Source organism: Victivallis sp. Marseille-Q1083, assembly GCF_903645315.1.
Taxonomy (GTDB): domain Bacteria; phylum Verrucomicrobiota; class Lentisphaeria; order Victivallales; family Victivallaceae; genus UMGS1518.
Window position 1 is genome coordinate 1 of the sequence record NZ_CAHJXL010000002.1, and the last position, 13,824, is coordinate 13,824.

The window sequence follows — 13,824 nt, forward strand, 5'->3', positions numbered from 1 at the left end:
AAGATGTAAAGAAGTAGTAAAAAAACATAGAACTTGAGATATATTTGTCAGTAATTACAATTCAATTGCAACATATTGTTTCGGATGGTAAACGAATAATCAGTCAGTATGATTTATAATAGTCTGAACCGGACGTATAATTATCTGCTGCGGACGAACGCGGTGAATCAGTATTCGCTGATCACCGAGCCGAATGGCACCACTTATGCGCAGGTGCATGATGCTGACGGCAACCTGACCGAGTTATACGACGCAGTATACCTACGATGCCGAGAACCGTCTGAAAACGGCGGATGTCGGGACTTATCGTTATGAGTACGCTTACGACTATCAGGGCCGACGGATCAAGCAGAAGGTGATCCTAAAGTCGGGAGCGACCGGCCAGACGCAGTCAGAGGTCGCTTACGTCTACGACGGCTGGAATGTAGTAGGCGTCTACGACACCACGACGGCGACGCCGACTTTCCAGAAGGGGTATCTATGGGGTGAAGACCTCTCCGGCAGTTTGCAGGGTGCCGGCGGAGTCGGCGGGCTGCTGGCGGAAAAGCGTGGTGGCCAGACCTATCTGCCGGTCTATGACGGCAACGGCAATATCATGAGTTATTTGAATGCGTCGACCAAGGCTTCGGTGGCGGAATATGTCTACGACGCTTTCGGCCGCACGATATCTTCGAGCGGCACGGAGGCTGACAACTTCACTTACCGGTTCAGCACGAAGCCGATGGACGGCAATGGCCTCTACTACTACGGTTATCGTTACTACGATCTGCAGCATGGCCGATGGATCAGCCGCGATCCGATTGAAGAGAGTGGCGGGGTAAATCTGTATGGTTTTAACAGCAATAATGGTATATCGGCCATTGATTGGTTAGGGCTGGATGATGCTAAAGATGTTGAATATCCGACACATTGGTATGGCGTTGGAGAAACCGTTTTATATCATTTTTATGAGACTCTTTATTCTCCCGGCCGAATGCTTGAACGCATGGGCCGGACGGCAAGAGATAATCCATGGGATTTAATAAATCCTTATTCGAAACGTAATTTGGCTATGGAAGGAGTAAATGGTGTCTTGGATACTGCAGGAGTGGGATTGGGGGTGGGGGTTAGTTTCTTGAGTGGAGATGCTTTGGATTCCCAGCCGATGACCGGCTTGGAAAGTTGCTTCATTTTCTTTAATGGTATATCCAATACATTTCAAGGCGCAAGTGATACTGCGGACAGTGCGGCTCGAGCTCTAGGTTATTCCAGTCGGATGTTGGTTACCAATCGGACGACATTTAATATTGAAGATATTGGAGTTGGAGACTATCTTCAAATTCTCGGCAATGAATTTTGGATGATTGAAATAGTGGCGATTCGCGGTGCTCAGTTATTGCGGGAAGCCGATCGTAGGTGTCCTTGCATTAAAGTGGTGGCGCATAGTCAGGGGACAATGAGTTTCAGGAGAGCGTTGGATTTGGTGGACACTCCTGATCTCAGAGCCAAGATTGATTACATCGGGGTTGGAGGAGAGGCTTTTAATAGTGCTTCTTTTATCGGCTTGCGCTGCGCCCGCAATATCTGGAATTTTTCCGATACTTTTAGCACCTGGGATAAGGTGCCATTGACTAATTATCTGCCAAGTTTGGATAAGGGCATGAGCCTGCCATTCTTGGGACCGTCAACTTTTGGTTATGATCTTTTTGAGTATGGTCGTTGGGAATTAAAAACTTCGAAATATTTTCAAGAAGGTGGCAATCATCATTCATTTTCTTATTATATTGAACTGCTTAGAGGAGAAAGGAAACGTAAAAATGTTCGTTAAAATGGTTTGGTTGATGTTTATAGTTGGGTTGTTGTACGGTTGTACTGTTTCAAAAGCTAGACTCGATGATGTTTACCCTTATCATTCAATGATTGGGAAAAAATATATTTTGTTAAGGGATTGCAAATTGGTGGATCGTACATTAAAGCTTCCGTATTTATATCCAGAATATATAGTGTATCCTGAAAACAAAAAAGTTACAGGTTCAGGGCTGTTGGGATCTGATTTTGAGATAATACATGTGGATTTTGAAGAGAATATGGCAACTCGAGGAATCAGTTATGAAGTTTTAATTACTACTCCAAATGGAGAAAAAATTGAAGCTTGTGCAGAACAGCAGATGCTTTCTATTGATTGGGTGGACGGTAATTGGGATTCAATACCCCACTTTATGGCTCCATTAGTAAAGGAATTGGAAAAATGAGAGTACTTGATATTAATAAAGTTGTCACACCTGTCCTAACAATTTTCAAAATGGCGTAATTTTCTGATTACGCCCCCTCATTTTCATCTATTTCACACCAATTCTCAAAAGTAGCCCCCCTTTGTTGTAAATCTGCTGTCCTAAAAAGCGAACTCTGGTTGAAATGATTCCGGCTCCGGTGGTTTGGTAAATGGTTGATCCAGCCATTGGCGCAAGTCGCGGTAAACAAATAGATTCCATTTCAGGAAAGTGACCAGGGTTGAAAAATGCCATTGCGCTTTCGACAAAAACTTCAGGTACTTGGTCAGCAAAATAGCGATAAGCGCTGTCCAAACTTGAATCCGAACCGCATTTTCGCTGGTGCCGATAAACGTTTTGATCTTGAAGTTCTGCTTGAGCATCTTGAAAAAGCTTTCGATTTGCCAGCGAGCCTTATAGATGTCGCCGATCGTTTGTGCGTCCAGCTCAAAATTGTTGGTTAGCAAGGTCAATGTCCGATGGTTTTCCACATCGCAGACGACCACTTTGCGGAGACGTTCCGGATATTTGTCTTGCGAACCACGCAGAAAAATGACTTCATCGCTCAAAACGGTTCCGGGATATTGCTTGACATCGTATTCCGGGATGTCGTAGGTCGTATTGGTCTTGAGGCGCGTGACAAAATCCACACCGGAGAGATTCCATTTATACAGCATGGAAAAATCAACGTATCCGCGATCACAAACCACCATGCTGTCACGCGGGAGTTCCATTCGTCTGGCGCTGTTTACCTCATGAACATCTCCATTGGTGAAATCAACGAACACGGGAAGATGACCATCGTGATCCAACAGCATATTGAGCTTGATTGCCCCTTTGGTTTGCCGATAGGTTGCCCATGGAAAAACTTTAACGCAAAGCTCAATCAGCGTTGCGTCGAGACTGTAAAGTTTCTTGGGAAACGAAAACTCATGCCGTGGCGCAATTGCATGGCAGTGTCCCAGAAGCATATGGAAAATATCGCCGAACATTTTCGGAGAGCGATGGGCATTGGCGTACGACAAGTTGGATTTGGTTGGAGCGGATTCCACTCCAAGATGATTCAATTTGCCTCCACAGGTTTTCAAACCTCCGCAAATCTCTCGCAGACTATTGGCCTGCGCCAACTGGCAGAAGATCATCGACACAAAATGTGCCCAACTGTCAAAGGACTGTTTTCGCTTGTCTCCATTGTGTTTCATGACTATTTCTTCAAATTCTCGCTTCGGTATCAAATCCAACACTTGACGAAAAAGACTGACTGATGTATTCTTCATTACGGAGCCTCCTTGTGGTTTAGGCAACCGTAATATACTATTACGGACAAGTTGGCTCCACTTTTTTCACCCTTTCAAAAGTTTGTTAGGACAGGCGTGTAAAGTTGTAGTGTTTTTTCTATTAATTGCGTCATTAACATCAGGTTGTTTTTACAATTCTTTTGGAATACGTTTAGATGGGAATGATGTTTACCAATCTATGCGTGAGGATAAATATGTTTTGCAGATTCCTTGTATAGTAGAGAAAGATGGCCGCTATTCAAAACTAATTCCTTTGAATGTTGATGCGAAATATTCTGATGATGTCATAATATTACCGGCAGGGACGGAATTATCCTTGGAAGGAATTCGCTTAAAAGTCGATGCATATTATGGGCTGGCAAAGCATTTGTTGGCTAACGATTTTGAAGTAAGTTGTTACTTAATTGGAGAAATGAATGGCGTTCCGACTATATTTAATGTTGACGAGCTTACTCTAACGAAAGGGAATCCTGCGGTTCATGTGGAGTTTGACGAGCGTTATTGTAAACAAGTACCGTTGGAGTCAGAATAGAATTTGCAGGGAGAGTGTTTGTGGCGCTCAATTATTGCGAGAAGCCAATCTAAAATGCCCTTGCATTAAAGTAGTTGCTCATAGTCAAGGAACGATGAGCTTCAGACGAGCTTTAGATTTAGCCTGAATGTTGCATGAAACTTTCGAATCGTCGAGAAATGTTCAGAAGATTCGGAAGTTTTTATTTTCAGAGTCGGATATTGTCGTTTTTTTGCAAATTGAGCATATTCCCCCTTTCCCCCGTTGTTGTTCGGCGAGCCGGGGACAGCTCTCCAAGGTTTTATTCCCAAGCGATGATTTTCGCAGCGATCAAGCGGAGGAGTTCCTGATTTGGACAAGCACTTGAAAGAGCAACATAAATTTTTCTGGTATTCCGCCGAATAATGGCACCGATTTTCACCAGGTATAAGCGAATGCTGCCGCAGGTAGCCTCGGCAAATTGAGTTCCTGTCAACAACAATGCCCGAAACCGTTCCATGAGAATATAAGCCAAACTTGAAAGCAGAAGCCGGAATTGATTTGCCGCAAAGTCATGGCAGCTCGTCCGATCAGCGAAAAGATCCAGCTGCTGTTCCTTGATCCTGTTTTCCATCTCACCTCGGGCGCAATAGACTTTTTCATAAAGATATTGTCCATCATCATCAAGATTGGTGACGATAAAACGATTATTCGGTCCGGGGGAGTTGAATTCCGCTTTGGCAATCACCCGGCGCGGGTATTTCCAAGTTCCTGCCGCATATTCGAACTGAGTAAACAGTTTTGCTTTTTCATGTGTTTCGTTGTAAAGTGCTTCCGCTTTCACTTGAAGATCTTTTGATAATTCCAGCAAACGTGGATTTTTCGCCAATCCGACAATATATTTGACCTCATTTTTATCACACCAGTTCAGCATTTTCTGCCGACAAAAGCCACTGTCTCCCCGGAAAATAATCTTAACCTTCGGCCATTTCTGCCGAAAGCGCTTTACCAGTAGCGAGAGAATCGCCCAAGCATGCTTGGCCGCATCAATTTTTGATGGACGCAAATAAGCCACAAGCAATTGATCCCCGCAGAAAACATACAACGGCAAAAAGCAATAGTGGTCATAATAGCCATGAAAAAAGCGATTTTCCTGCATCCCGTAAGTGAGGTCATCGGTAGCATCGAAATCAAGAATCAATTCTCGAGGCGGCGTGGAAAAACTTTCGATAAAGAATTCGACAAACAATCGGCTCAAATCTACGCAAGCACGACGATCGATTCCATTTTCGAATCGACATAAAGTGCTTGGAGTGGCGAGTTGACGATCACGACCGACAACAGTTTGAATCAGCGGATCAGTTCGCAATTCATGATGGTCATTGAGATCTTCATGGCCGGCAACCAAACCAAAAACTCGTTGACGAAGCATGCTCAGATAGGAATGTTCAACTTTTCCGGGCTGTCGAATATCAAAAGAATCCAGCAGGTTACCGGCGCGCCGGGTCAAACCGAGTTTGCGGTCGAATTCTTTCACAAAAAGCAACCCGCCGTCACTGCTGATATCTCCACCGGCGAAATTGAATTCAATTTTTCTGCTTTTCGGACCTTGAAAGAACGGAATCGAAACGTTACATTTTGTCATTGGCAGACCTCGGCGTTATATTGTCACGTAAAATATTACAATATAATATATTAGTCGAGAATCTGCCTCTTTGTTTTTGAAAATTTACGCAATATTCAGGTTAGTGGATACTCCTGATCTAAGAGCAAAAATTGATTACATCGGTATCGGAGGAGAAGTTTTTAACAGTGCTTCTTTTTTAGGGTTGCGGTCACTACTGTCCGGTAAAAGTTTCCGGACTTGATTGTTAAAATCGGGACTTGTTCTATATTAGAAGAGCTCAAACCCATAATATTGAACAAGAAAGTCCCGACAATGCATTACAGTAGCATCTTTCAGCAGCTTTTCAATTTCATACCGAGACATCGTTTTGAGAAATCCGTAGAAAACTTATCCGGCGACCGCTATTGCAAACATTTTACCGCATGGCGGCAGTTTTTGACGTGCCTTTACGCGCAAATTACGGGCAAAGACTCCTTGCGAGAAATTGAAAACGGTCTTCTTGCAAACCATGATCGGCTGTATCACCTCGGCATGGAGGTTGTTCCAAAATCGACCTTGTCCGAAGCGATGAATCGACGTGATCCGGAGATATTCAAGGCGTTGTTTGAGGAAATTCTTGACCGGGCTTTGAAATGTGCGCCCTCGCACAAGTTCCGATTCCACAATCCGCTGTACGCGATTGACAGCACGACGATTGATCTGTGCCTAAATCTTTACGATTGGGCGCATTATCGTAAAAACAAGGGTGCTATCAAACTTCATACCGAGCTTGATCTATCCGGAAATCTGCCCTGCTTTGTGATGCTGAGCAACGGGAAAATAGCAGATATTCGAGCGGCACGAGAGAACATTATCATCGTTCCGGACAGCATCTACACCTTTGACAAAGGATACTATGATCTGAACTGGTTTCAACACATTGCGGACAGCGAGGCTTATTTTGTCACGAGACTGAAAGACAATGCAAAAATTGAGTTTCTCGGACAGCATCGGGAGGCAAATGAAAAACGTGGGGTTTTGCGGGATGAAGCCGTGTGGTTTACCGGATATCAATCAGCAAGAAAATATCCCGGAGAACTGAGGCTGATTGAGTTCCTGGATGAATCGACCGGAAAAACATACCGCTTCATTACCAACAACTTCAAACTGGCGGCAGCGAGCATTGCCGGAATTTATAAACAGCGTTGGCAGATCGAAATCTTCTTCAAATGGATCAAGCAAAATCTCAAAATCAAGAGCTTTCTTGGAACCAGTGAAAACGCCGTCATGACGCAAATCTATGTCGCGCTTATCCATTATCTTTTGGTCGCATACATCAAATTCCTGCATGGATTCAAGCTCAGCCTCTCGGAATTAACGAACCGAATCCGCGAGACGCTTATGCAGAATCTTTCCCTGCTCGAAGTCCTCGCTCTGAACCGCAAAACCATTACGAAGCCGCCGGATTGGAATGCTCCCGAACAACTCGAACTTTTCAACGAGTTTCTATGCTGAATTTTTTACCGGACAGCAGTGGGTTGCGGTGTGAGCGTAATCTTTGGAATAGTGGGGATATTGTTCCTGGATTTAATTATGCACCGAGTTTTGATAAATTGAAAAGTATTCCATTTTTGGGGCCGTCAACTTTGGGTTATGATATTTTTGGTTATGGCAGTTGGGAATTTGTAAAATCAACAAACGAGGCTCCAGGGAATAATCACTCTTTTTTTTATTACGAAGAATTTTTTTCAAGACCGCGGATGGTTCAAAATGTTCATTAAAATTGTTTTATTTTTGTTGTTAGCTTTATCATTATCAAGTTGTGTTATGATATCGGAAGCGAGGCTTGATGAAGTTTACCCATATCGAGCAATGATTGGGAAAAAATTTATTATTCTAGACGATTGTGTTTTAATTTATAATAAACCTTTTCCCATTCTTGATCCTATGGCATCTAGAGGGGATCGATATTTAGTGACGAAGGAAATTCCTCCTTTATCTGAATTTGAAATAATTCATGTTGATTTTATTGAAAATATGAATATTCGAGGAATTCGATATCAAGTGGAAGTTATAACACCCGATAAAGAGCATATCAATGTTTATCTTGGTATAGGATTTTTTCATATAGTCACATTAAATAATTCAGATGCATTGCCAGAGTTTAAAGCTAAAATAATTAAGGAATTTAAATAATGATTGACACTATAAAAAGAATATTTATTTTTCTGTTTTTTGTTTTTTACTTAATAGGATGTTCTCATTCATTTGTAATAGGGGTGGATCAAAATGATGTTTATAATTCTATGCGGGGAAATAAATATATTTTACAAGTTCCTTGTAGAATTGAAAATAACGATAATGAATTAAAACTAATCCCGTTAACTACAGAGGAAGGAACAGAGGAAAATATATTGCCTGTTGGCACAGAGCTAAAATTGAAAAAAATTTGGTTGGAAACAACTGCTTACTATAATTGCTTTGATCAATTAGTGAGAAATAATTTTACAGTAAAATGTTATTTGGAAAAAAAATTTAATGGAATTCCGACTATATTTAACGTTGACGAACTTACTTTGACAAAAGGCAACCCTGCGGTTCGTGTAGAGTTTGACGAGCGTTATTGTAAACAAGTACCGTCGGAGTCAGAATAGGTTATAGGGTATCGTGAGCAACGGTTGGCATCCGATCCGTTTGATATTGGGAGCCGATGCGGGAGGACTGCCGAATAAATCGGTGACCCTGACGATTAGGGGGAAGGAAGAAAAATCGTTTGCGGTGTTTTCCGATGCGGCCTGCACGCAGGTGTTCATGGCGCCGGGTCAGACGACGAAGACGTTCACATTTCCGGCCAATCAGACCTCGCAGACTTACTATTTTGTCGGCTTGAAGGGCGATGAGGAAGTAGATGCCAAACTGGATTTCAGCAGCGGTTCGCTGTCGGTGGACGATCCCGGGGAGGACAAGGTGGAGATTCTGCCGCTTTGCCAGGCCTGCCAGAACGGCCTGTGCCTGCCGGGCGAGGGAAATTATGCGATGAACGAGAACGGTATCGATGCCGATTTTCCGTTGGGCAGCGAGGATTATGGATCCGGCCGGGCGTCGGTGCGGCTGCGGGCGCCGGAGATTTCCTGGGATATGCTGGACAAGGATCACTTCCGGGTTCAGAGTTCCCCAGGCGTCAACGTCACTTATGATCCGGAGGGTTATCCGACCCAGGTGATCAGCGGCGGAGAAAAGACGACGTTCGCCTATACGCGTGGTGCGGTCGAAGATTCGGCGTCGATTACCAGAATCGTAATGAAGCACTATGTCGGCGGCGCCGCGACGCCGCACGCCGAAACCGAATTGAAACTGGATTTGAGTTCGACGGTGCCGCAGCTGATCAATGGTTTCAAAGTGACCAGCACGGTTGGTTCGATCGTCCGCAACTACTACTGGCGACAGTTGACGATCGCCTATCCTGAATTTTCCAGTTCCGCCCTTCCGACCTTTCAGTTGTTCACTTGGAGCGGCACCGGCGCGCAGCCGACCGGGCTGGCGCCGGAGTGGATGTCGTGGAGTGAGTCCGGGGATACCCGGATCGAACATCATTTAAAAGGGATCGGGGCCCAGACCGGCATTTATACCAAAATTACCCGCAAGAAAATCGCCGGCATTTACCGGGTGACGGAGATCAACGAGGTCGGATTGCGCAAAACCACTTTCGCGTATGATTTGCAGGGTCGTTTGACTCAGAAAATCGCCCCGGATGGCACCAGGTACAGCTACAGTTATCCAGGGACGGCGCGCGACAGCTATACCGAAACAGAAACGCGCGGAACCTTGACGACCAGGCGGACTTACAGCACCACGGTCAGCGGCAGTAAGATCATTCAGGATATAACGACCACGGTGAACAATACGCTGACCGCTCATGACCGTTATGAGAGCTATTATATCAGCAGTTCCAGCCCTGACCTGCAGATCCGTTACGACGGCAGTACGGAGTTGAAAACGGAGATTTACCGGATTACCGACACAGCCAGCCCATTCCTTGGCCGGACCCGGTTGATCAAACATCCGGATGGCCGGGTGACGATCTATGAATACAGCCGGGCGGCCAACGGCAACGATACGGTGACGGTGTCCAGCGGAGCGCCGAACAACCCGAACACTCCGACGGCAGTGTCCAGCGGCGAACGGACGGTGACAGTGACCAATCCGCAGGGTAAAGTGATCAGCCGCACCCAATACATCTCCGATCCGTTCATTTCTCCGACGCTGTACCGCAAGGTGGGGGAGGAGACCAATACGCTTGATTCGTTCGGCCGGATAACCGCGACGACTTATCTGGACGGCACCAGCAGCAGCCGGACCTACGGCTGCTGCGGCGTCACCGAGGAGACCGACCGGACCGGGGTGACGACGACTTATGGTTATGACGAGCTAACCAAACAAATGACTTTCACGGAGCGGAACGGTATCACGACGCTTTACAGCTATGACAACTGCGGTCGGCAGACGGCGGTGACGGTCAAAGGGCGCAGCGGCGGCGAGTTGACGACGACGGTCGGCTATCTGTACAACGCGGTCAGCACGGTGACCGATCCGAAGCGTTTCACGACCCGGTATTCGCACAACTATGCCCAGACCAATTCCTCGACGTTGACGTTGACGGAGACGGTGACGCTGCCGAACAATGCCACTCAGATTTCGACCTATGTCAACGGGCTGCAGACTTCGACGGGAGGAACCGGGCAGCATGCGCAGACCTTCAGTTACGGTCCGAACTGGCAATCTTCGACGCCGTCGAATGTGAAAATCTACACCGACATGCTGGGCCGGCAGTACAAGACCGAATACCCGGACGGCACCAGCGCGATGAATTACTACAATACGAAGGGGCAGTTGGTCAAGTCGGTGACGCCGGGCGGGGTGACGACGCTGTATACTTATAACGTTCGCGGCCAGTTGGCTTCCGAAATAGTGGATATGGATCGCAACGGGACGCAGTCGACCGGCGATATTGTAACGACTTATACGCATAGCTTCGGAACCAGAACGCTGGATGGCCAGTCTGTTACCGTACAGGTTATGACCGTGGCAACGTCAAGCGGAACGAATTCGGTTGAGGTCCGGAAAACCGAGCAAACCCTGGATGGGCTGTGCAGCTGGGTGACGGAGTTCGGCAAAACCGCTTTTTCGAGAACCGAATATCCGGGAGACGGGGTGGTACGAGCAACCGAAATCGATGCGGTTGGAGTAAAGAAAGTGACGACGCAGGAGAACGGGTTGGTTACGAAGGAAGAATTGTTCCACAGTGACGGCACCGCCGGCAACGTGATGACTTACACTTACGATCAGTTCGACCGGTTGAGTACGGTGACTGAAAAACGCGGCGCGACGGTGGTGAATACGCTGGCCAACAACAGCTATGACGCGAACGGCAACGTGCTGTCGCGGACGGTGAACGGGCAGTCGGTCAGCATGGCTTACGACAACCTGAACCGGCTGTATAATTATCTGCTGCCCGGGAACCGGATCGTCAACTATGAGTTCCATCCGACCGGCGAGTTGAAGAAGGTGTCGGGAGCGGAGACTTACACGCAGGAGTTCAGCTACAACAACTTCGGTGGCATGTTGACGTTGAAGACCTGGCGTACCAACACGACGCCGCAGGTGACGAGCTGGAATTACGACAGCCGGCAGCGGGTGAAGGAGAAAATCTACGCGGACGGCCGTAAGGTCTCCTATACCTATACGGCGGACAACCAGCCATTGAAACGGACCTGGGCGCGTGGGGTGACGACGACTTATTCGTATGACAACGGCGGGCGGCAGACCGGCATCGACTACAGCGATGCGACGCCGGACGTGTCGATCACCTACGATTTCCTGAGCCGCCCGGTAACGGTGACCGATGGAGCCGGAACCCGGACTTATACTTATGACAATGCGAAAAACGTGCTGACCGCCGAGACGCTTCCGTATCTGGCCGATACGACGCTGAATTATACTTACGATGCCTACGGGCGCCGCACCGGGCAAGCGTTGAAGACCGGCAGTACGACGCACCAGCAGGCGAACTATACCTATGGTACGGACGGTCGTTATGCGACGATTTCGGACGGCGGTTATACGGCGCATTATACCCACAATGCGGCTGGGCAGCTGTCGACGCTGCGGCTGGCGACGGCGACGGCCAACCAGACGGTATCGACGGCAACCCGGAGCTTCGACAGCGCTCACCGGCTGACTGGCGTCAGCACGACGGCGGGATCATTGACGAAGAACTATGGTTATACATTGAACATCAAGGACCAGCGGATCAAGACGACGCTGGCGGACGGCAGTTACTGGGATTACGCATATGACAACTATGGACAGGTGATCAATGCGGTGCGCAAAAATGCTTCCGGAGGGATCGCCGGGCAGTCGTTCAATTACAGTTTCGACCAGGTCGGCAACCGTCAGTCCGCATTCCAGGGAACGACCGGCAGTGATTCTCAGTGGAGCTATACGGCGAACGCGGTGAATCAGTATTCGCTGATCACCGAGCCGAATGGCATGGCGTATGCGCAGGTGCACGATGCGGACGGCAACCTGACCGGCAGTTATACGACACAATATACCTACGATGCCGAGAACCGTCTGAAAACGGCGGATGTCGGGACTTATCGTTATGAATACGCTTACGACTATCAGGGCCGTCGGATCAGGCAGAAGGTGATCCTGAAATCGGGAGCGACCGGCCAGACGCAGTCGGAGGTTGCTTACGTCTACGACGGCTGGAATGTGGTGGGCGTCTACGACATCACGACGGCGACGCCGACTTTCTTGAAAGGGTATCTGTGGGGCGAAGACCTCTCCGGCAGCCTGCAGGGCGCCGGCGGGGTCGGCGGGCTGCTGGCGGAAAAGCGCGGCGGACAGACCTATCTGCCGGTCTATGACGGCAACGGCAACATCGTGAGCTACCTGAACGCCTCGACCAAAACTTCGGTGGCGGAGTACGTCTACGACGCTTTCGGCCGCACGGTGTCATCGAGTGGCACGGAGGCCGACAACTTCACCTACCGGTTCAGCACGAAGCCGATGGACGGTAACGGCCTATACTACTACGGCTACCGTTACTACGATCCGCAGCATGGAAGATGGATCAGCCGCGATCCGCTGGAAGAAGAAGGAGGCGTGAATCTATATGGGTTCGTTGGGAATAATGGGATATCCTATGTTGATGGATTAGGTTTAATGAATCTATGGAATCCAGGAGAGGCAGCAACTTATTTAGCTTCCCAAAAGTACGGTAGTTATGGGAGAAAAACAGTTAGGATTGATACGGATTTGGATCATCCCATCAATGAGCTTGTCTGGCATAATCCATGGGGAATTCATTACGTTTATGCTAATATTGACGTGATGAAAAGAGTAATAGAGAGACTTTTTGAAGGAGAAAACTATGATCCTGAATGTAATTGTATTGAGCATTTTACGTTGATTGCGCATAATGGAATTGGTGGTTGGATTATGGTTGCAGATGAAAAAGATATTCGCTTTGATATTTCCAGCTACCAGAGAAACCTTTTACCAGAACGTAGTAGAAAGTTGATGCTAGAATCTTCTGAAAAAGCTCTTGAATTTTTAGACTTTGTGAATAGTTATATGTGTACAGATGGAACTATGGAGTTTTTTCAATGCAAATCAGGACAAGGAGAGCAAGGGCGTGAATTGTTAAAATTTTTAATGACACGTTATCCAGGGAAAGAAATAATATTATATGATATTTCTGTTAAATATTTTTTTGCTATTGGTATTCCAGAAGATGTAAATCCTTGGAGTTATTTCTGGCAAAAAAAATACTCATACTGATCAATTTGAATGGATTATTAAAATGAAGAAGATAACTATAATTTTTATTTTTTTTGCAACTCTCTTTGTAATTAGTACAATGTTTATACCGGGAAAACAATTACCCAAGGAGAACATTTGTAAGGGAAATCTTCGAACGCTTAGTATGGGATTAGAGGCATATGTTGAATGCTGGCCAGATATAGATTTATATAATCTAATTAGAAGTAGAAATTTCATATGTTTTATAGAAAAAAAATATTCAGTGTCTTCTCCAGAAATATGTCCCATTACACATTCGAATTATTTATTGAAAGAATACAATGGGCAATATTATTGGGAGGATCGATTACC

10 protein-coding genes are annotated in these 13,824 nt (G+C 46.6%); 8 read left to right on the top strand and 2 right to left on the bottom strand.

What is annotated here, in order from left to right:
- Positions 1-355 precede the first annotated feature (355 nt).
- Both HWX74_RS16105 and HWX74_RS16110 read left to right on the top strand, forming a co-directional pair.
- Entirely contained in the window at positions 356-1,807 is a 1,452-nt protein-coding gene (locus HWX74_RS16105; protein ID WP_176014622.1) for an RHS repeat-associated core domain-containing protein, read from the top strand.
- Positions 1,797-2,231, top strand: a complete 435-nt coding sequence (locus HWX74_RS16110; protein WP_176014623.1) for a hypothetical protein — start codon at positions 1,797-1,799, stop codon at positions 2,229-2,231. Before HWX74_RS16105 ends, HWX74_RS16110 begins: the two co-directional genes overlap by 11 nt.
- Positions 2,232-2,371: 140 nt before the next feature.
- Here the strand turns inward: HWX74_RS16110 and HWX74_RS16115 are convergent, their stop codons facing one another.
- Complete coding sequence (locus HWX74_RS16115; RefSeq protein ID WP_176014186.1) at positions 2,372-3,526, bottom strand: IS4 family transposase; 1,155 nt, start codon at positions 3,524-3,526, stop codon at positions 2,372-2,374.
- Positions 3,527-3,635: 109 nt separating this feature from the next.
- Between HWX74_RS16115 and HWX74_RS16120 the strand changes: the two genes are divergently transcribed.
- On the top strand, positions 3,636-4,079 hold the full coding sequence (locus HWX74_RS16120; protein WP_176014624.1) for a hypothetical protein: 444 nt from the start codon (positions 3,636-3,638) through the stop codon (positions 4,077-4,079).
- A 280-nt stretch (positions 4,080-4,359) separates the two neighbouring features.
- On the opposite strand, the gene HWX74_RS16125 is transcribed toward HWX74_RS16120, so the two are convergent.
- Positions 4,360-5,682: an IS1380 family transposase gene (locus HWX74_RS16125; RefSeq protein ID WP_176013531.1), complete on the bottom strand. Its 1,323-nt coding sequence runs from the start codon at positions 5,680-5,682 to the stop codon at positions 4,360-4,362.
- 294 nt (positions 5,683-5,976) lie between these two features.
- Here HWX74_RS16125 and HWX74_RS16130 point away from each other — a divergent pair, with 294 nt between their 5' ends.
- From HWX74_RS16130 to HWX74_RS16150, 5 genes are read left to right on the top strand one after another with little or no spacing between them, the layout of a single operon-like run.
- The gene (locus HWX74_RS16130; protein WP_176013549.1) at positions 5,977-7,158 is read left to right on the top strand and encodes an IS4 family transposase; all 1,182 of its coding nucleotides are present in this window, start codon (positions 5,977-5,979) and stop codon (positions 7,156-7,158) included.
- Positions 7,152-7,424 carry a hypothetical protein gene (locus tag HWX74_RS16135; RefSeq protein WP_176014625.1) on the top strand — a complete coding sequence of 91 codons (273 nt, stop codon included), beginning with the start codon at positions 7,152-7,154 and terminating at the stop codon, positions 7,422-7,424. The genes HWX74_RS16130 and HWX74_RS16135 overlap by 7 nt, the downstream gene beginning before the upstream one ends.
- Positions 7,414-7,839, top strand: coding sequence for a hypothetical protein (locus tag HWX74_RS16140; RefSeq protein ID WP_176014626.1), 426 nt, complete (start codon positions 7,414-7,416; stop codon positions 7,837-7,839). Before HWX74_RS16135 ends, HWX74_RS16140 begins: the two co-directional genes overlap by 11 nt.
- Positions 7,839-8,297, top strand: a complete 459-nt coding sequence (locus HWX74_RS16145) for a hypothetical protein (RefSeq protein ID WP_176014627.1) — start codon at positions 7,839-7,841, stop codon at positions 8,295-8,297. The genes HWX74_RS16140 and HWX74_RS16145 overlap by 1 nt, the downstream gene beginning before the upstream one ends.
- A 13-nt stretch (positions 8,298-8,310) precedes the next feature.
- Positions 8,311-13,491 (top strand): RHS repeat domain-containing protein, encoded by a 5,181-nt coding sequence (locus HWX74_RS16150; protein WP_176014628.1) that lies wholly within the window; start codon positions 8,311-8,313, stop codon positions 13,489-13,491.
- Positions 13,492-13,824: the final 333 nt, after the last annotated feature.

What these genes read in the sequence shown, in the direction of transcription:
- HWX74_RS16110 (WP_176014623.1), top strand. Translation starts at nt 1,797, where the DNA reads ATGTTCGTTAAAATGGTTTGGTTGATGTTTATAGTTGGGTTGTTGTAC.
- HWX74_RS16115 (WP_176014186.1), bottom strand. Translation starts at nt 3,526, where the DNA reads ATGAAGAATACATCAGTCAGTCTTTTTCGTCAAGTGTTGGATTTGATA.
- HWX74_RS16125 (WP_176013531.1), bottom strand. Translation starts at nt 5,682, where the DNA reads ATGACAAAATGTAACGTTTCGATTCCGTTCTTTCAAGGTCCGAAAAGC.
- HWX74_RS16130 (WP_176013549.1), top strand. Translation starts at nt 5,977, where the DNA reads ATGCATTACAGTAGCATCTTTCAGCAGCTTTTCAATTTCATACCGAGA.
- HWX74_RS16135 (WP_176014625.1), top strand. Translation starts at nt 7,152, where the DNA reads ATGCTGAATTTTTTACCGGACAGCAGTGGGTTGCGGTGTGAGCGTAAT.
- HWX74_RS16140 (WP_176014626.1), top strand. Translation starts at nt 7,414, where the DNA reads ATGTTCATTAAAATTGTTTTATTTTTGTTGTTAGCTTTATCATTATCA.
- HWX74_RS16145 (WP_176014627.1), top strand. Translation starts at nt 7,839, where the DNA reads ATGATTGACACTATAAAAAGAATATTTATTTTTCTGTTTTTTGTTTTT.